This window comes from Clostridium chromiireducens, assembly GCF_003575225.1.
Lineage (GTDB): Bacteria > Bacillota > Clostridia > Clostridiales > Clostridiaceae > Clostridium > Clostridium chromiireducens.
On record NZ_QXDJ01000001.1, the window covers coordinates 1,230,314 to 1,249,822 of the forward strand.

13 protein-coding genes and 1 pseudogene are annotated in these 19,509 nt (G+C 30.9%); 1 reads left to right on the forward strand and 13 read right to left on the reverse strand.

The annotated features are described in order from the left end of the window. Nucleotides 1-12 precede the first annotated feature (12 nt). The 4 genes from motA to D2A34_RS04890 form a co-directional block, all read right to left on the reverse strand. Complete coding sequence (gene motA, locus D2A34_RS04870) at nucleotides 13-798, reverse strand: flagellar motor stator protein MotA (RefSeq protein WP_079437994.1); 786 nt, start codon at nucleotides 796-798, stop codon at nucleotides 13-15. Between the two features lie 504 nt (nucleotides 799-1,302). Continuing rightward, on the reverse strand, nucleotides 1,303-2,745 hold the full coding sequence (locus tag D2A34_RS04875) for a glycoside hydrolase family 1 protein (RefSeq protein ID WP_079437993.1): 1,443 nt from the start codon (nucleotides 2,743-2,745) through the stop codon (nucleotides 1,303-1,305). A gap of 298 nt (nucleotides 2,746-3,043) precedes the next feature. Next, on the reverse strand, nucleotides 3,044-3,739 hold the full coding sequence (locus tag D2A34_RS04880) for a manganese catalase family protein (protein ID WP_079437992.1): 696 nt from the start codon (nucleotides 3,737-3,739) through the stop codon (nucleotides 3,044-3,046). Nucleotides 3,740-4,435: 696 nt separating this feature from the next. Further along, nucleotides 4,436-4,954, reverse strand: coding sequence for a hypothetical protein (locus D2A34_RS04890; protein WP_243128230.1), 519 nt, complete (start codon nucleotides 4,952-4,954; stop codon nucleotides 4,436-4,438). Nucleotides 4,955-5,058: 104 nt separating this feature from the next. Between D2A34_RS04890 and D2A34_RS04895 the strand changes: the two are divergent. Beyond that, nucleotides 5,059-5,733 (forward strand): annotated as a pseudogene (locus D2A34_RS04895) (transposase); the annotation flags it as partial. Nucleotides 5,734-5,980: 247 nt separating this feature from the next. On the opposite strand, the gene D2A34_RS04900 reads toward D2A34_RS04895, so the two are convergent. From D2A34_RS04900 to rapZ, 9 genes are all read right to left on the reverse strand, one after another. Next, nucleotides 5,981-6,547, reverse strand: coding sequence for a hypothetical protein (locus tag D2A34_RS04900; RefSeq protein ID WP_079437988.1), 567 nt, complete (start codon nucleotides 6,545-6,547; stop codon nucleotides 5,981-5,983). 610 nt (nucleotides 6,548-7,157) lie between these two features. Beyond that, a complete protein-coding gene (gene rlmD, locus D2A34_RS04905; protein WP_079437987.1) occupies nucleotides 7,158-8,525 on the reverse strand; it encodes a 23S rRNA (uracil(1939)-C(5))-methyltransferase RlmD in 1,368 nt (455 codons plus the stop codon). Nucleotides 8,526-9,056: 531 nt separating this feature from the next. Then, entirely contained in the window at nucleotides 9,057-10,478 is a 1,422-nt protein-coding gene (gene pyk / locus D2A34_RS04910; RefSeq protein WP_079437986.1) for a pyruvate kinase, read from the reverse strand. Nucleotides 10,479-10,704: 226 nt separating this feature from the next. Beyond that, entirely contained in the window at nucleotides 10,705-11,661 is a 957-nt protein-coding gene (pfkA, locus tag D2A34_RS04915) for a 6-phosphofructokinase (RefSeq protein WP_079437985.1), read from the reverse strand. A gap of 540 nt (nucleotides 11,662-12,201) precedes the next feature. Continuing rightward, complete coding sequence (locus D2A34_RS04920; RefSeq protein ID WP_182629317.1) at nucleotides 12,202-15,777, reverse strand: DNA polymerase III subunit alpha; 3,576 nt, start codon at nucleotides 15,775-15,777, stop codon at nucleotides 12,202-12,204. Nucleotides 15,778-15,947: 170 nt separating this feature from the next. Beyond that, nucleotides 15,948-16,232 carry a Dabb family protein gene (locus D2A34_RS04925; RefSeq protein WP_079437982.1) on the reverse strand — a complete coding sequence of 95 codons (285 nt, stop codon included), beginning with the start codon at nucleotides 16,230-16,232 and terminating at the stop codon, nucleotides 15,948-15,950. 24 nt (nucleotides 16,233-16,256) lie between these two features. Then, entirely contained in the window at nucleotides 16,257-17,204 is a 948-nt protein-coding gene (whiA, locus tag D2A34_RS04930; protein WP_079437980.1) for a DNA-binding protein WhiA, read from the reverse strand. Between the two features lie 41 nt (nucleotides 17,205-17,245). Next, complete coding sequence (locus D2A34_RS04935; protein ID WP_079437978.1) at nucleotides 17,246-18,598, reverse strand: gluconeogenesis factor YvcK family protein; 1,353 nt, start codon at nucleotides 18,596-18,598, stop codon at nucleotides 17,246-17,248. Then, nucleotides 18,595-19,479, reverse strand: coding sequence for an RNase adapter RapZ (rapZ, locus tag D2A34_RS04940; protein ID WP_079437977.1), 885 nt, complete (start codon nucleotides 19,477-19,479; stop codon nucleotides 18,595-18,597). The genes D2A34_RS04935 and rapZ overlap by 4 nt, the downstream gene beginning before the upstream one ends. Nucleotides 19,480-19,509: the final 30 nt, after the last annotated feature.

The window sequence follows — 19,509 nt, forward strand, 5'->3', positions numbered from 1 at the left end:
TTCTCCTTCAAATTACTTATCATTATTATTTTCTTCAAATCTGACTCTTTGCTTTGGTTCTAACATTCCTACAAGTTTTCTTTCAATACTCTTAGGATTATTTCCTGCTTGAATAGCTAATATTCCTTCAAGCATAATATTCATGTTCTTTATTTCTTCTTGGGATTTTCTTTTTAATCTATTTGCAAATGGATGCCAGATTAAATATCCAGTAAAAATACCATAAACAGTTGCAACAAAGGCTGACTTTATACTTTCTCCAAGTTTTTCAATATCATTAAGATTTCCAAGAGCACCAATTAGTCCAATAACGGCACCTAAAACTCCAAGAGTTGGAGCTGTACCACCTGCTGTCGTAAAAGCTGTGGCACCAAGACGGTGTCTCTCTTCCATACTCTCAATTTCTATTTCCAATACTTCTTTTATAAGGTCTGGCTCTAAACCATCAACCACCATCTCTAATCCTTTTTTCATAAATTTGTTTTCTAGACCTTGTATGGTGCTTTCAAGAGATAATAATCCATCTCTTCTAGTGGTTTGAGACATTTCCACAAGTTGTGCTATAATTTCAGCTGGATCTTGTTGACCCTTACCACTAAAAAGAACACCAAAAATCTTAGGAAGCTTAACAAACTCACCTTTTGGAAAAGAATTCAGTAACGCTATTACAGTACCACCAATAATTACCATTAATGCTTCAAGACTCATAAGTACTTGAAGACTTGCTCCTTTTTCTAGCATGGCCGCGACTACAATTACTAAACCTCCAATAAGACCTAAAACTAAAAATATATCCATATTTGTCCCCCTTTTATTTATCTAGCCATATAATATAATTTAAAATCAAGTTTTTAATTAATACTTCAACTTTCAATCACACTATTTTTATCCCTCTGCGTAATCCTTTAAAATCTCTCGCATATACAAATATAATACCATAATCGGGACAAATCTAAAACTATATTTTGACATATTATATAACATAAATTCTATTCATTTTGACTAATAATGGATTTAATTGTTTTTATTTATCTCATTTCTTAGAATCACTAAAATTAATCTCTATACCTTGATAACGTTTTCTTGCATTTTGTCGAAATTCAACTCGCTCTCGTATAATTATATACCTTAATAATGCACAAAAACTAATTTTTAGTTTTCCAAAAAGTAACTCTAAATTCTTAATATAAGTTTAAGTTAACGTTCTTTGACTATGTACTTAGCGTAAGTATCGAGATCATTTCTGATATTGGAACTCAAATTTAAAGGAGTCATTAAAATAATGACTCCTTTAAATTTATTTTATAATTCTTCACCATTTGTCTTTATTACATTTTGATACCAATAATAGCTATCCTTTTTATAACGGTTCATTGAAGCCCCTTCTTCTTCTTCACGATCTACGTAAATGAAGCCATAACGCTTTTGATATCCATTTAACCAACTTAATAAGTCTGTTATTGACCACGTACAATATGCAAGTACTTCACAGCCTTCATTAATAGCTTCCTTTAATTCTTCCGCATGAGCTTTTAAATATGCTATACGATAATCATCATGAATCTTATTATCTTCAGTCTTCTTATCAAATGCTCCTAAACCATTTTCAGATATAACTATTGGTAAGTCATATCTACTTGTAATAGTTCTACAAGCTATTCTTATACCAATAGGATCTATAGTCCAATCCCAGTCTGTAGTTTTTAAGTATGGGTTTGGCGGATTTTTATATAATCCTGGTGTACCACTAACCTGTGCTGTTCCTTTTTTACCTGTTGTATTCATTTCAGCCATTCCAACACCATCTATAGGATTATATTCAACAACTGCAGTTTGATAATAATTTACACCCATAAAATCTACTTGTGCTGCTGCTTTCATAAGTTCTTCATCACCTTCTTCAAAAGTAGGTGCAACTCCTTGAGATTGTAAATACTTAAATGCAGGTTTTGGATATCTTCCAAATGCATAAACATCCATCCACCAGAAAGTTTGTAAATCATCATAATCTGCTTTTGCTATATTATTTATTGGATTGCAGTCAATTGCATAACTCGGTCCGAATGCAAAACTTGCTCCTATTTTACCATTTGGTACTATTTCTCTAAAAGCAAGCACAGCTTTAGCATGAGCTAAATTAGCATGATGGTTTACTTGATAGAATGTTTTTGAATCGTTCTTTTTGCCCGGTGGATGTGTTGCCATCATCCAGCCATGTGCTGTAAATATGTTTTGTTCATTCAATGTTATCCAATACTTAACTTTATCTTTATAACGCTTAAATAAAGTTACAGCATAATTTTCAAAATCATCAATGATTTGTCTACTTTCCCAACCGCTATATTCCTCTTGCAACGCAATAGGTAAGTCCCAATGATAAATTGTAACCATCGGCTCAATTCCATATTTTAAACATTCATCAATTACATTATCATAGAACTGCAGGCCTTTTTCATTAACTTCGCCTTTTCCTTTTGGATAGATTCTTGGCCAAGAGATAGAGAATCTGTATGTCTTTAATCCCATTTCTGCCATTAAAGCAATATCTTCTTTATAGCGGTGATAATGGTCAACTGCTACATCACCATTAGTACCTTTAAATGTTTTTCCAGGAATTCTAACAAATTCATCCCAGTTACTTCTCCCTTTTCCTTCCTCTTCTGCAGCGCCTTCTACTTGATATGCAGCTGATGCACTTCCCCATAAAAAATCATCTGGAAAACCATGCTTATCTTTAAAATACATAACTTATCCTCCTAACAATAATTCTTTCTATTATGTTTTTGTTAAAATATATTTTGCAAATTATAACCCTTATTATTAACAACTATTTATAACTATAGCCTATCATAAAATCATTATACTTGTCTACATAATTTATAACTTTTGTTGTAATATGATATATCTTATCTTTTAAAATATAGTTACTTAATCTTAGTATAAAAATATATAGTTTTTTCCATTTTGAAATACTGCCTATAAAAAATAATCCTATGCTAAAATAATATATAATTAATTTAGCATAGGATTATTATATTTATTATTAAATCTTTGTGGTCTCTTTACTCTTTTGACGTGGATTCTCAAAGCTAGGTGGTGTTGGCTCAGGATTAGCAAAATATCTTCCTGGAGTTGATAAATCAAAGTAAAGTTTAGAATCCTTTGTTACTCCAAAATCTTTATTCGATGCTCTATCCTGCACCTTGTTTAATGCCTCTCTAAAAAGTGCATTGTGAGCTTCTTCTCTATTTAATAGAAAATCAATAGTTTCTTTTACATACTTATCATTAATTTGACGGTATAAATATTCATATACAACTTTTGCTCTTTGTTCTGAAGCTATGTTAGACAATAAATCTGCTGCAATATCACCCGTAACTGTAACATAATCAGCTGTCCAAGAATATCCTGAAGAATTTATGAGACCTGGCGCAAGCCCTGTTAATACATGGGTTTCTATTTCTCCAACTTCAGCTTGTGTATAGTCTACCTTATGTCCATTTAATAAATTGATTGTATGAGCAACCATTTCCATGTGGCTTAATTCTTCAGCCGCAATGTCAAGGAACAAATCTTTGATTGCAGGATCTTTTACTCTAAAACTTTGTGAAAGATATTGAAGTGCAGCTTTAAGTTCACCATTTGCACCACCAAGTTGTTCCTGCATTAATATAGCATATTGAGCGTTAGGTTTTTCTACCTTAACTTCTCTAAGTAAGGGTTTTTCATGCTTAAACATTTCACTACCTCCATTTTAATTAAATTGAATTATTCACAAAAGTAGTTTTGATTAATTTGAATGTTATTATTCAATATTTATTAAGTAAAAAATACCATAACTTGAGACAATACTCACTTAACTCCAATTAACTTCAAAAGTGAAATTATGTATTATAATAGTAAAATCAAAATTATTAATATATCATTAACAATTATTGTTCTCTTAACTGTAATAGTTAGCATTACAACTGACAGTTATAAGATTTATAGTCCTATTATGTTTATTTTCTTAGGTGCTCAGAATTTATTGATGGCTTTCAATTATTTTAAATTACATAAGAAAAATTCGGCTATATTATCGATTAGCGTTGGTATATTTTTAGTTCTAGTTTCTATAAAACCTTTTTAGGCTGTATAATTTAAACTTTAAAATGAATTTTTAGAAATTACTTTTATAACATTCTTACTCATAACGGCAACGCTTTTACTTGGTCGTGCCAAATTCTCCCCACTCCTTTCTTAAAGCTTAGCTAATAATTTGGGGCATAAAAAAACACATCATTCATTTAGAATAATGTGTTTTTTCATTTAGGGAAGAATTTGTGTCTAAAATAGTGGACTGTGGTGTCAATCAATTCAATAAAAAATCCCCTTAAATATGGGGGGATTAAAATTATTATTTTATATATACGTTACATATAATAGTATTAATACTTTACTTCAAATTGGCTGAACCATCCTCATTAAAATTATATGTATCGCCATCAAGTGTTATAGAAGTTGTCCTCATTGTCCCATCTTCATTAAAATAATAGTACTTATTATCCCTTTCTACATAAAGCCATCCATGTCTCATGTCCCCTGTATGATTTAAATAGTACCAGTTTCCATTACTGTAAAGCCACTCACGTGACTTCATATCTCCATCTATATTAAAGTAATACCACTCACCTCCAACTTGTATCCACCCAGTTTGCATTATTCCATGTAAATCTAGATAATACCACTTACTATTGTACTGTATCCATCCTATTTTCATGTATCCATTGTTATCAAAATAATACCACTTTCCATCAATGCTCTTCCATCCTACTAACTTTGAATTACCTTCTGTATTCTGCCAGCCATTAGAATCCTGCTTCCATTCAGCACTTGATCGTATTGGATTTAGTGCTAATACTGAAACTACTAGTAATAAACTTGTGATTACTTTTTTTAATTTTACATTTTTCATTTCGTACCTCTCACTTTCATTTATATAATTCATCCACATAAATCCAATTATAGCACATTTATCAAAATTATTCTTATTATCTATAATAGTGCAAAAATGCTTGATTAATTGCAACACTTCCAAAGCCTGAAAATAAAGGTTATGTGTTAGCTGATAGTTGGTATAGCTGTAAGGATATTTTTAATGCTTCTGAAAAAGCTGGCTATAGTTATATTGGTGCTTTAAAAACTAATAGAGTTATTTTTCCACAAGGCCATGAAAGACTAGGAATAAAACTTCATAAGTTTGCTACATTATTAAATATTGAAGACTTCGACCTTGTCACCGTCAAAAGTAAGCAATACTATATTTACAATTATGTTGGCAACTTAAAAGATAGAAAGAATGTTTCTATAGTTTTAAGCTATCCTAAAGATGCTTTTCAAAAAGATGGAGCATTAAAAACTTTTATTTCCTTAGAGAAATCATTAGCACCGTTAGATTTTCTAACTAAATATACCGACCGCTGGGCAATTGAACCATTTTTTAGAGATTGCAAAACTTACTTAGGATTAGATGGATATCAAGCAAGAAGTGAGAAAAGTATCAGTAGGTATCTAATAATAATGTTAGCAAACTATACTTATTGCAAAATATATTGCAATGATTCTCATCACTTTAATACTGGATATAAAGCTGCTAAGAAAGATTTAGAAAAATCCAAAGTAATATATATTTACAAAGCTACCGCGAGCGGTAGGCCGATAGAAGAAATTTTTGCGTCATTAAAAATAGCCTAAGAATCTGTTTTTTATTCAACTGTAAAATTATTCAAGTAAAAATGCACTATTATAGATCAAAATTAGTTTTTTCAGTTAACCATATAAATACCCTACAAACTACTATTAAAACCAAAAAAGATATAAAATAATTCATAGTCACCCTCAATTCCTTTATATTTTACTAAAACTATTCATTACACTTTTTCTTACTACTGCACATATAAAATATGATAGCCAATTATCTCTCACGTTAATATCCATATTTCTAAAAATCATATTTAAAATACTTCTGCACAAAGTTAGCCATAGGGTTATCTCCATATTCCTCTATATAATCTAAATCAAAATCATAGAAATATAAATATGCTACACTCTTTTTCTCATCAGATGTTCCAATAATACAAAATGATTTTGGATACTCCGCTTTATAATCTCCATTTTGATCTACAACTTTAAAATTATAACTATTCATTGAAAATTCATATTCAGGAATATAATATTTACTTTCATCAAAGTTAGAAACAAATTTTTGATTTAAAAATTTATATTTTTCTGTTAATTTCTTCTTTTCATTCTCATATGTTTCTTCATCATAGCTAATATTAAGAGTAATTGTTTCTGTCTCAAACATTATTGTTGATACATAATTGTATTTGTATGATATATCCCGATATTTAGGTAAATCATCAATAGCAGGCATACAGTCTTTCGCATACGTATCAATCTTAGCCCCGCTATTAAGATACGTCTTAATATTTGTGCTTGACTTACTACAACCGGCAAAACTTAGTATTAGAACAATCACTAATATAACTAAATATCTTTTTCTCACAATATCTCCTCTTTTTAAAATTCTTCATTTTAACTCTGTCTATTTCTCTGAAATAATTAATTAAAATTTTAACACAATTTACAATTATTTGTACTTAATATACACGAATGCATAATTTTATCTTCCAATACTTAGTTTTCAATTTATATTTGACTCCATTTTTTCATTATACTTTATTAGAATTCAAATAAATTTTTCCGAAAACATCACATAAAATAATTATAAAAATCCCCTTCAAACCAGCATTCCTTCTTTCATTTCCTTAAACCTTGCCGAGATAATAGCGTCAAGGACGGTCGTATTTAATACCTCTTTCATGGTCAATATTTAATCGGAAAGACACGAAAGTCTGACGACTTTATTAGGGTTAAGGATTATATTTAAAAGAAAAAAGGAACAATAGATATTAAGTTTTACATTAATATTATCATTCCTTAATCCTTTTAAATCCCTTTCATTCCGCCATTCTGCACGAGGTTAGGGTTAAGGTTTTTCTCTTAAAAATCACTAACTTTTCCCTTATATCCTTACTCCCTTCAATTCCTTTCATCCCTTATCCCTATCATGTTTTCGTCAAGGTTTATCATAGTCGGCAAGGTTTATGGGGTGGCTACAATTGCTTAACTAACAATACTACTGTCTCCACATGCTTTGTCATTGGGAACATATCTACTGGCTGAACTTCCACCGTTTTATATCCAACACCTTCTAAATACTTCAAATCTCTCGCCAATGTTCCTGGATCACAAGATACATATACAACTCTTTCTGGCTTTGCTTCTCCTATTGCATCTAACAGCCTTGTATCACAGCCCTTTCGTGGTGGATCCACAACAACTACCTGCGGCTTTATTCCTTCTTTTATTAATTGAGGAATTACCTCCTCAGATTTCCCTACATAAAATTCTGAATTAGTTATTTCATTGATCTTAGCATTAATCACTGCATTTTCTATAGCTTGCTCTACTATTTCCACACCAAATACTTTTTTCGCTTTCTGAGATAAAAATAGTGTTATTGTACCTGTACCGCAATAAGCATCAAAAACAATTTCATTGCCACTTAAATTTGCATATTCTAGCGCTTTACTATAAAGAATTTCTGTTTGAATTGGATTTACTTGAAAAAAAGATAGCGGTGAAATATTAAATTTATATTGTCCAATATAATCAGATATATAATCTTGCCCCCATAATGTAATACTTTTATCTCCAAGTACTAAGCTAGTATCCTTAGGGTTTATATTTTGAACTATACTCTTTAAATTTTCAAAGTTATTTCTTAAGTCATTTATCAATTCTTCTTTATAAGGAATTTCTTTATTTAAAGTGACTAATACAATCATAACCTCATTAGTTTTAAAACCTTTTCTAATCATTACATTTCTAATTAGACCCTGCTCATATAATGAACCATCCTTTTTAGCTGGAATAATTGAGTATTTTCTCATCCATTTCCTTATTATTTCTATAATCTTATCACTATCTTCATCTTGAATTAAACAACTATTCATATTAATTATCTCATGAGTCTTCTCACTAAAAAAACCTATTGAAAGTTCATTATCTATTAAACCAATGGAATATATTCCTTTATTTCTGTATCTAAATGGAATCTTCATACCTATAGGATATTTAACTATTTCTCCACTTAATCCTCCTATTCTTTCAATGCAGTCTTTTACTCTATTATATTTAAACTCTAATTGTCCATCATAATTTGAATGCATTAATGTACAGCCTCCGCACTTTTCATAATTAGTACACTCGGCAGATGTTCTCTCATTAGACTTTTCTATTATTTCTAGAAGCCTTCCGAAAGCATAATTTTTCTTACTCTTTATTATTTCTATCTTTACTGTTTCATCCTTTAATGCTCCTGGTATAAAAATTGGGTATCTATCTATTTTGGCAACCCCCTCTCCTTCATATCCGAGAGAATCAATCTTAACAATATATTCTTTATTCTTTTCTAACACTTAAACACACCCTAACTAATCTTCTATTTTCTATAAAAATAAACTTGCAATTCTCTTTACACAAATGAACTTTATGATATTAATAATTTGTATTAAATCATCTCATACCAACAAAATTATAACACATCGGACTTTAATATATACACTATTAAATCTAAAGATATATGCTCGTTCTGATACTTGCATCATGATTAACCATTTTTAACAAAAAAAGAGCACCTTTCGGTGCTAATACAGAATCAGTTGCCATTTAATTCCATAATCATAAATTATTATTTCTCTTTATGAGCAATAATATACATTATATATTAAATACTATATGACCAAATGTTAATTTTTTGTAAACTTTTTTATCTAACCCTGCTAATTATATTTAAAGTTATAAATTATTCTTTCATACTTAACTATTAATATATATAAAAAGAGGCTTTAGTAAAAATTACTAAAGCCTCTATGTATAAAAAATCATTCACTAGATATGTTCAATTGATCCAGTTAAACTGAATCAAGATTCACTTAATGTTTTAAATACTATTTAACAACACTTACCTTTAAAAGGTTAGTTGCTCCAACTTGGTCTACAGGTACTCCAGCTGCTAATATAACTGTATCTCCTGATTGAACATATTTATATTCCTTTGCAATTTCAACTGATTTTTCTAACATTTCATCAGTTGACGCCATTTTATCTGCAACTATTGGATATACACCCCATGAGAATGCTAATTGTCTAGCAACAATTACATCAGAAGTAATAGCTATAATTGGACATTCTGGTCTACATTGAGATATTCTCTTTGCAGTAGCTCCTGTTTGAGTTGAAGATATTACAGCTGCTGCACCTAATTCATTAGCCGCGTTACTAGCTGCTCTTGAAATAACCCCTGAAATTGCTGGTACATGTGATTTAGCTTGAGAAACTGCAACTTTGTAAGTTAATTGCTTTTCAGTCTCTTCAGCAATCTTAGCCATAGTAGCAACTGCTTCTATTGGGTAATCTCCATTAGCACTTTCACCAGATAACATGATTGCATCTGTACCATCTAAGATAGCATTAGCAACGTCTGAAACTTCTGCTCTTGTTGGTCTTGGATTTCTCATCATAGAATCTAACATTTGAGTTGCAGTTACAACTGGCTTTCCAACAGCGTTACATTTTTGAATAATCATTTTTTGAACTGCAGGAACTTGTTCTATTGGAATTTCAACACCAAGGTCTCCTCTAGCTACCATTATAAGATCAGAAACTTCTAAGATTGAATCGATATTATCAACACCTTCTTGATTTTCGATCTTTGAACAGATTAGTATTCTTTCTCCACCATTTTCGTTAAGTATGTTTCTGATAGTTTCTACGTCAGATGCTTTTCTTATGAATGAAGCAGCAATCATATTTACGCCCATTTCACAACCAAAGATTAAATCTGATTTATCTTTTTCAGTAAGTGCTGGTAATTTAATTGATACTCCAGGTACATTAACACCTTTATGAGTTCCAACTAATCCAGTATTTTGAACTTCACACTTTACAGCATTTCCTTCAACTGATTTAACAGTTAATCCTACTAAACCATCATCTATCAAGATAGTATTTCCTGGTTTAACGTCGTTTGCTAATCCTTCGTAAGTAACTGCACACTTAGTAGTGTCACCAATTACTGACATGTCACCAGCATATACTGTAAATTCTGTACCTTTAGTTAATTCAACTTTATTTGGTTCAAATTTACCAGTTCTTATTTCTGGTCCTTTAGTATCAAGAATAACAGCTATTTCTCTGTTAAGTTTCTTAGCTATTTCTCTAACCTTTAAGATTCTTCCTTTATGTTCTTCGTGATCACCATGTGAAAAATTATGTCTTGATGCATTCATGCCTGCAAGCATAACCTTTTCTAATATTTCCATATCCTCACTTGCTGGGCCAATAGTACAAATCATTTTAGTTTTTCTCATTAAACTAACACTCCTCTTTCTTGGATTAGACACATAAAAGACAATAACATACCAGAGATGCGACGTATATTTCGCGTCAAACAAGAAAATAATTCCTGCTCATAACAAACATATTAATAGAAATCACTGACATAGAATGGCGTAAAATAAACAAACATACTAGTCTATTACTTCTTCGATTGTGCCTTATTTATAGAATTTATATAAATAAACTATAAGCTAATTCCTATGATAATACGTTAGCAATATCATACAACTCTTTATCAAAAGTGCTTTCAACATCTAAAGCTTCATCTATATCTTGATCAATGATCTTATTATCTTTAATTCCTATTACTTTTGAAGTTTTCCCTTCTAGTAACACTTCTATTGCTTTAGCACCCATTCTTGAAGCTAAAACTCTATCTGTTGCACTAGGACTTCCACCTCTTTGAATATGGCCTAGGATTGTTGCTCTTGTTTCTATACCTGTTACTTCTTCTACATATTTTGCAAGTTCAAATGCTCCTCCAATTCCTTCTGCAAGCATTATTAGATTATGCATTTTTCCTTTATTTTTACCTTCTAAAATAGTTCTGCAAAGTGAATCTCTATCAAAGTCAATTTCTGGTATTAATATTGCTTCAGCACCACTACATATACCTGCATATAAAGATAAGTCTCCACAATCTCTACCCATAACTTCTACTATTGAAACTCTTTCATGAGAAGTTGAAGTATCTCTGATTTTGTTTATTGCATCTACAACAGTATTTAAGGCTGTATCAAACCCTAAAGTAAAGTCTGTGTATGCTAAATCATTATCTATTGTTCCTGGAATACCTATTGTTTTTATTCCAAGTTTCGATAATAATTTTGCTCCTGTAAATGATCCATCTCCACCTATAACTACTAGAGCTTCTACGCCATAAGCTTGTAAAATCTTAGCAGCTTTTTTTCTTACTTCTTCATTTTTGAATTCTGGACATCTAGCAGTTCTTAAAATTGTTCCACCTCTTTGGATTATATCAGATACTGAATTTCTGTCCATGCTGAACAACTCTCCATTGATTAATCCGCTATATCCTCTTTGTACACCCATAACTTCAATTCCGTTATGAAGTGCAGTTCTTACAACTGCTCTAATTGCAGCATTCATTCCTGGTGCATCTCCACCACTTGTTAACACAGCTATCTTTTTCATAATATATATTTCCTCCTTAAATACCGTTAAGGGACCCTTAAAGACCCTTATGTACATAATATAACCATAATTTATTAATCAAGAATTATTGTACATAAATTTCTATCAATTATCAATCATATTTGACTAATTTCTGATATTATTCTAAAATAAATGTTTCAATTTTATGAAAACTTTTATTCCATACATACATTTCCAAAAATATAGTTAATTCTTTATCTATGCCTTACATAATTATTATTTTTTTGCACGGTATCAATATATAGTTTATTCTAGCATTAACTTATCTAAATATAATATTACTTAACTACTGTTAGAGAAATTTAATTCACCATTTTCATTATACCCAATAATCGATTAATTTATATAAAATTATATAAAATTTGTCATATTTATTTTTGCAATATTTATTATTTACACATATGTCAAATTATCAGGCATTATAGGTATCCAAATTAAATATTTATTATTTCGACAAGTTATCACATAAATTTAAGATGTATATTGTATATCTATATGTGTGATTAATTTCTAATTTGATTATGCATCTTGTATTTTTATATTTTCTTCACCTAGATTGTCTTTTAATAAACTTATAGCATCACTTTCCAATGATATCCATCGATCTCTTGGTACTCTAAATTTTTGCTTTTCTTTATTGGCAAATATATAGATAGGAGTATCTCCAATATATTCCTTTACTAGCAACTCTTTAAGTTTTTTGTTAAGTTCTTTTGCTGCTATTGTATCTTCAACTCTTAAATATACTTTTGATGAATTTATCTTTTCCAAAGGTTCTATGCTTTCGCATATAAGTTTAGGAGGTTCATCTTCTTTAAGGCTTAATCTACCTTTTACTATTACTAAACTATCTGTTACACATAATTCTTTGACTTTATCTAAAGTCTTAGGGAAAACTATAACTTCAATTGTCCCTGTCAAATCTTCAAGTTTTAAAAATGCCATTATGGAATTATTTCTAGTTACCTTTTGATTAACACTAGCTAATATTCCTCCAAGAATTACCCTATCATTATCTTGAAGAGTATCTTGTCTATTAAAAATATTAACCTCTCCAATATCACTTTCAAGTGCATCATCTAGAGTTTCTTGGACTAAAAATATTTTAGAAATCTCATTTGTCGTCTGCATTTTTAAACTTTGAGCATAATCATCTAGCGGATGCCCTGTAATATAAAGTCCAGTCATTTCCTTTTCCATAGCTAATAAATTTCTTTTATTAAATTCTTTAATATTAGGATAATTAACTTCTGGATTCTTTAATTCTTCACTTGCGAATAGACTTATTTGTCCATCTATATTTCTTTTCTTATCACTAGAAATATTATCAATTAACTTTTCATGAACTGCCAACATTTTTGACCTAAATACTTTAAAATCATCCAGAGCTCCAGCCTTAATCAAACACTCAACAGCACGTTTATTTATAGATGATGGATCCATCTTATTTATAAAATCCACCAAAGATTCAAACTTTCCTTTTTCTTCTCTCGCCTTTGCAATGCTATCAACAACATTAGCTCCTACATTTTTTATAGCTGCTAATCCAAATCTAATTTTATTCCCTTTAACAGTAAACCTTGAAAAACTTTCATTTATATTTGGTGGTAAAACTTGTATCCCTAGATCTTCAGCTATTCCAATATAGTAGGCTACCTTTTCACTTATTCCCATAATTGAATTAAGCATAGCTGCAATCATCTCCACTGGATAATACTTCATGAGATATGCTGTTTGATATCCCACGACTGCATATGCCGCTGCATGCGATTTATTAAATGCATAAGACGCAAAGTCCATCATAGAGTCAAATATTTTATTGGCCACCTCTTCAGAAATTCCATTTCTAACACAACCAGGCACTACCACTTCACCATTTTCAACAATACCATGAATGAAATTCTTTCTTTCTTCTTCCATTACCTTATGCTTTTTCTTTGACATAGCTCTTCTAACCATATCACTTCGTCCCATGGAATATCCTGCCAGATCTCTAACTGCCTGCATTACTTGTTCCTGATATACTAAACAGCCATAAGTTACCTTTAATATTGGTTCTAACTCTTTTGTTAGATAAGTAGCCTTTTCTGGATTCCTCTTTCCCTCTATATATCTTGGTATCTCGGCCATTGGACCAGGTCTATATAACGAGATTCCAGCAATTATGTCTTCAAAAGAATCAGGCTTTAGTTCTTTCATAAATGAAGTCATTCCTGGTGATTCTAATTGGAATACTCCTGCTGTATTGCCGTCTCCAATCATCTTATAAACTTCTTCATCTTCAAAATCTATCTTGTCTAAATCTACATCTATTCCTCTATTTTCTTTAATCATTTTAACTGCATCATTCATAACAGTTAATGTTCTAAGGCCTAAAAAGTCCATTTTAAGTAACCCAAGTTCTTCTAATGTGTTCATTCCAAATTGAGTTACAATCATCTCATCATTTTTCTGCAATGGGACATATTCAACTAATGGCCTTGATGCTATAACAACGCCAGCTGCATGGGTCGATGAATGCCTTGGCAGCCCTTCTAAGTCCTTTGAAACATCTATTAGAGCTTTTACCCTTTCATCACTATCATAAGCTAATTTAAGCTCAGGATTTAAGTCTAACGCCTTTTCAATAGTAATACCTAACATTGTTGGTATCATCTTAGCAATTCTATCAACCTCAGCATAGCTATAATTCATAGCTCTTCCAACATCTCTTATACACAGTCTCGCAGCCATAGTACCAAAAGTTATTATTTGTGAAACATTGTCTGCCCCATACTTATCAACAACGTAATCAATAACTTCTTGCCTTCTTTCGTAACAAAAGTCACTATCAATATCAGGCATAGACACTCTTTCAGGATTCAAAAAACGCTCAAAGATTAAGCTATACTTAATAGGATCTATCTTTGTAATTCCTAATGTATAGGCCACTATAGATCCTGCAGCAGATCCTCTACCTGGACCCGTAGGTATTCCACTTTCATATGAAAATCTAATGAAATCCCAAACTATTAAGAAATAATCAACATAACCCATTTGCCCTATTACTTCAAGTTCATATTCTAATCTATCTATGTATTCCTTAGCTTCTTCTCTTTTTAATATTATTTCATTAATCTTATTATAATCCAGATCTGAATCTCTCAATTGTTCGAATACATCATACCTTTCTATAAGTCCTTTATAACAGGTATCCCTAAGATATTCAAATGGGTCTTGCCCTTCTTCTAACGGAAATTTAGGCAATTTTGACTCATGAAATTTATATTCATAATTACACTGTTCAGTAATCTTGATAGTATTTTCTATAGCTTCTGGAACATAAGAAAACATATCCCACATTTCTTCTGCCGATTTTAAGTAAAATTGATCTGAGGGATATCTTCTTCTATGAGGATCATCTATGGTTTTAGCTGTTTGTATGCACATTAAGATATCATGAGATTTGGAGTCTTCTTTGCTTATATAATGAACATCATTAGTTGCTACTAATGGTATTCCAGTTTCCTTAGATAATTTTATATTCTCTTCATTTACCTTTTTTTGTTCTTCCATCCCATGATTTTGTATTTCAAGATAAAAATCACCATTAAAGATTTCCTTGTATATTAAAGCAGTTTCCTTCGCCTTTTCATAGTTTCCTTTTAGATGACAGGATTGTACTTCTCCTCCTAAGCACGCACTTAGAGCAATCAGCCCCTCACTATGCTTTCTCAAATAGTCATAGTCAACTCTCGGTTTATAATAAAATCCTTCTATTGATGCCACAGATACTATCTTCATCAAATTTTCGTATCCTACTTTATCTTTTACTAATAAAACTAAGTGATACGTTGAATTTTCTTTATCCGGCTGCTTTATATGTCTAGACTTTGGCACTACATATACTTCACATCCTAAGATTGGTTTTATATCATTATCTTTTGCTGCTTTGAAAAAATCCACAAGACCATATAAAACTCCATGATCAGTTATCGCTATACTCTTCATCCCAAGTTCTTTTGCCCTTTTCATGAGCTTTCCAACTTTCCCAGAGCCATCTAACAAACTATATTCCGTATGTAGATGTAAGTGACAAAATTGTTTTTCTTCCATCATGTTCCCCACCTCCTCTTTGCCTAGTCAATTTATTATTTTACTAAAAAACTTAATTGATTTTACTCCCTAAGTAACTAATCTATACAAACCCTTATTTTTTAACAGATTTACTTACTGAATGAGTTAACTAAGTTCATGTACTCAAATCATAGATTTGTGTTCCCTGCTTAAAAGTCTAATGTTTTACTTGCTTCCATATACGGTCCTATAACCTTTTTTACTTTTTCTACATGAAATTCATTTATATCATATGCAAGATAATCTTCCTCTTTATCAAACCTAGTTATGATTCCGATATCATAACTTCTATCACTTTTTATTACGTCTACGCCTACTTCTAGCAGCTTTAATTCTTTTATATTTCCATTCATAGATAATAAAGTTTTTTCTACAAAACTTATATTTTCATTTGTTGGTTCTTTCAACTTAAATAATACAATGTGTGTAAACATAATCACTCTCTCCTTTTAATTAGACTACTTGCTTGTTCTTAGCTCTTCTGCTATTTTCTCTATTTTTCTTAATCTATGATTTATTCCCGATTTACCTACAGGCGGTTCTAGCATTTCGCCTAGTTCTTTAAGAGATTCATCTGGGTAATTTAATCTTAATTCAGCAATCTCTCTTAAATTATCTGGCAATCTTTGAAGACCAATTTGTGACTGTATTAATTTTATGCTTTCGACCTGTCTCACTGCTGCATTTACTGTTTTCGAAAGATTTGCAGTTTCACAGTTAACCAATCTGTTAACATTATTTCTCATCTCTTTCATTATTCTAATGTTTTCAATTTCTAATAAAGACGCATGAGCACCAATTACATTGAGCAAATCTACAATTTGCTCTCCTTCTTTAATATATACAATGAAACTATTCTTTCTTTGTATCACTTTAGAGTTTAGATTAAATGTATTTACAAGATTACATAAGTCTTTAGCATACTCTTCACTATGAGTCACAAATTCTAAGTGATAAGTCTTTTCAGGGTTGCTTATACTTCCTCCCCCTATGAAGGCACCTCTTATATAAGCTTTTTTTATATTATCCCCTTCAAATATATAATCCTCTATTCTATAATCTAAACTCATTATCCCATTAATTTCCCTAAGTATACCTGTTTCGCTTAATAGTCCTCTAACACCCATTTCTTCCGAAATGACCACCATATAAATATTATTCTTTTTTAATGAATTACTCTTCTTTACCATTAACTTTGAATGGATATCAAAGTGATCTTTTAGAAGTGTAAAAATTAATCTAGCACTAGCTGGATTTTCTGTGGTCATTTTAAAACTAAGTCCACTTCCACTAAAAGCTAATGTTCCACTAACTTTCATTATTGCCGATATTTCTGCCAATGCCTCTTCCTTTGAAATATCTATATATCTGCATATTTCTCCTTTAACTTTAGATGAAAATGACATTTTGTTTCCTTCCTTACCTGTAGATTTCCTAATTGACTAAATTAATCAATTATTTGGCCTTTTTCTTCCCTTACTCTCTCTTTAATACGTTGAGATAAATACATGTACTCTATAATTTTCTTCTTATCATATAATAATTTCTTTTCCATTATTGTATCAGCTAATATTTCCGCTAACTTACCTGAATCATGCTTTACTAAACCATTTTTAATTTTAACTAAATCTTCACCAACTATTTTTACACCCAAGCTGTTTATATCTTCCCTGTCTAACTTAACAAGCTCTGCTCCATCTTTTTGATATTTTTCTTTTAACTCGTCTGTTATTTCACCTGTATTTGCAATCACATAATCTACGATATCTTTACCACCATATTTGAACAATACTTTTAAGTGATCTGACACTTTAAACCCTGTAGTCTCTCCAGGCTGAGTCATTATATTTGATATATAGATTTTGATTGCATCACTTTTTCTAACCTCTTTTGCAATTTCTTTAACTAGTAAATTAGATGTTATGCTTGTGTATAAACTTCCTGGACCCATAACTATTGCATCTGCTTCCCTAATTGCTTGCAACGACTCTGGTAACGCTTTTGCATTTTCTGGTACTATCTTTAATTCTTCTATTCTTGATTTCTGCTCAATAGCTTCTTCTGGAATCTGAGATTCACCCTTTACTATATTACCATTTTGAAGCTTCGCTACTAACTGCATATTATCTAAAGTAACTGGTATAACTTTCCCTGTTACGGCAAGTACTGAGCTCATTTTTTGTACTGCTTCCTCAAAATTATCTGATATTCCAGCCATAGCTGCTAAGAACAAATTTCCAAAACTTTGATTTTTTAACCTTCCATCTGGAAATCTATATTGAAGTAAATCTTCCATTATAGGCTCAGTATCTGCCAATGCTAAAATACAGTTTCTTATATCTCCTGGTGGTAACATACCTAAATCTTCTCTCAAATCCCCTGATCCGCCACCATCATCTCCAACAGTTACTATTGCTGTAATATTTGATGTATAATACTTTAATCCCCTAAGCATTGTTGAAAGACCAGTGCCTCCACCAATTACAACAATTTTAGGTCCTTTTACCAGCAACCTTTTCTCGTATATTAAACTTTCTATCTTTCTACTATCAAGAGAAACTTTGATATACCCCCTATTAACTAATGCAATCATAGACTTCATGGTTTCTGTAACTGAAATATATAAAACAAATATTCCTGTAATATTTAAACATACATAAAAAACTCGATAGTACAAGTCATAAACTCTATGAGTAACTAATTCTGTAAAACCAAATGCTATTAATAATATTCCAAATACACCAAATGCCAGCCACCGTTTTACTTTGATACCTGCCTTAAGCCAATCGCGTATCCTCATAGTTTCTTTTCCCCTTTATGAAGATCTTCTGCTACATCTCTATGCTCTATTTTAGAATTGTAGTTTTCTTTATTTAATCTTTCATAAACCTCATTAGCGATTGCGACAGAACGATGTCTTCCACCTGTACAACCAATCGATATTATTAATTGTCTTTTTCCCTCTTTATTATAATTAGGAATTAAATACTTTAGCATATCCACCAATTTCTCTACAAATGTAATAGTTTCTTGCTGCTTTAATACATATTCCTTGACTGGTTCATCATTACCTGAATACTGCTTCAATTCTGGTATGTAAAACGGATTTGGTATAAATCTAACATCAAAAACTAAATCCGAATCTACAGGTATTCCATATTTAAAACCAAAGCTTAATACCGTAATTGATAGTTGCTTTTCTGGATGAGTATTATTTCCATATGTTTCATTTATTTTTTCCCTTAAATGCCTTATTTCATATTTAGATGTATCAATTATAAAATCCGCTACATTTTTGACTTCTCTTAGCTTCTCACGCTCTTGAGTAATTCCTGTCAGTACTCTTCCATCAGGTGATAACGGGTGACTTCTTCTTGCTTCTTTAAATCTTTTTATAAGAACTTCATCTGTTGCCTCTAGGAATAATATCTCATATTTAAATTCATTCTGCTTCAAATAATTCAAAGCTTCAAAAAAATCATCAAAGAATATTCCACCTCTAATATCTATAACTAAAGCAACTTTTTCAATATTTCCACTACTTTGTGTGCATACCTCTGCAAACTTTGATATTAACTTTGGTGGAAGGTTATCTACACAAAAATACCCCAAATCTTCTAGAGTTCTTGTTGCTTGTGTTTTTCCTGCTCCCGATAATCCTGTAACTATAACAAATCTCATATTAAACACTCCCTTTTGCCAAAGATACTT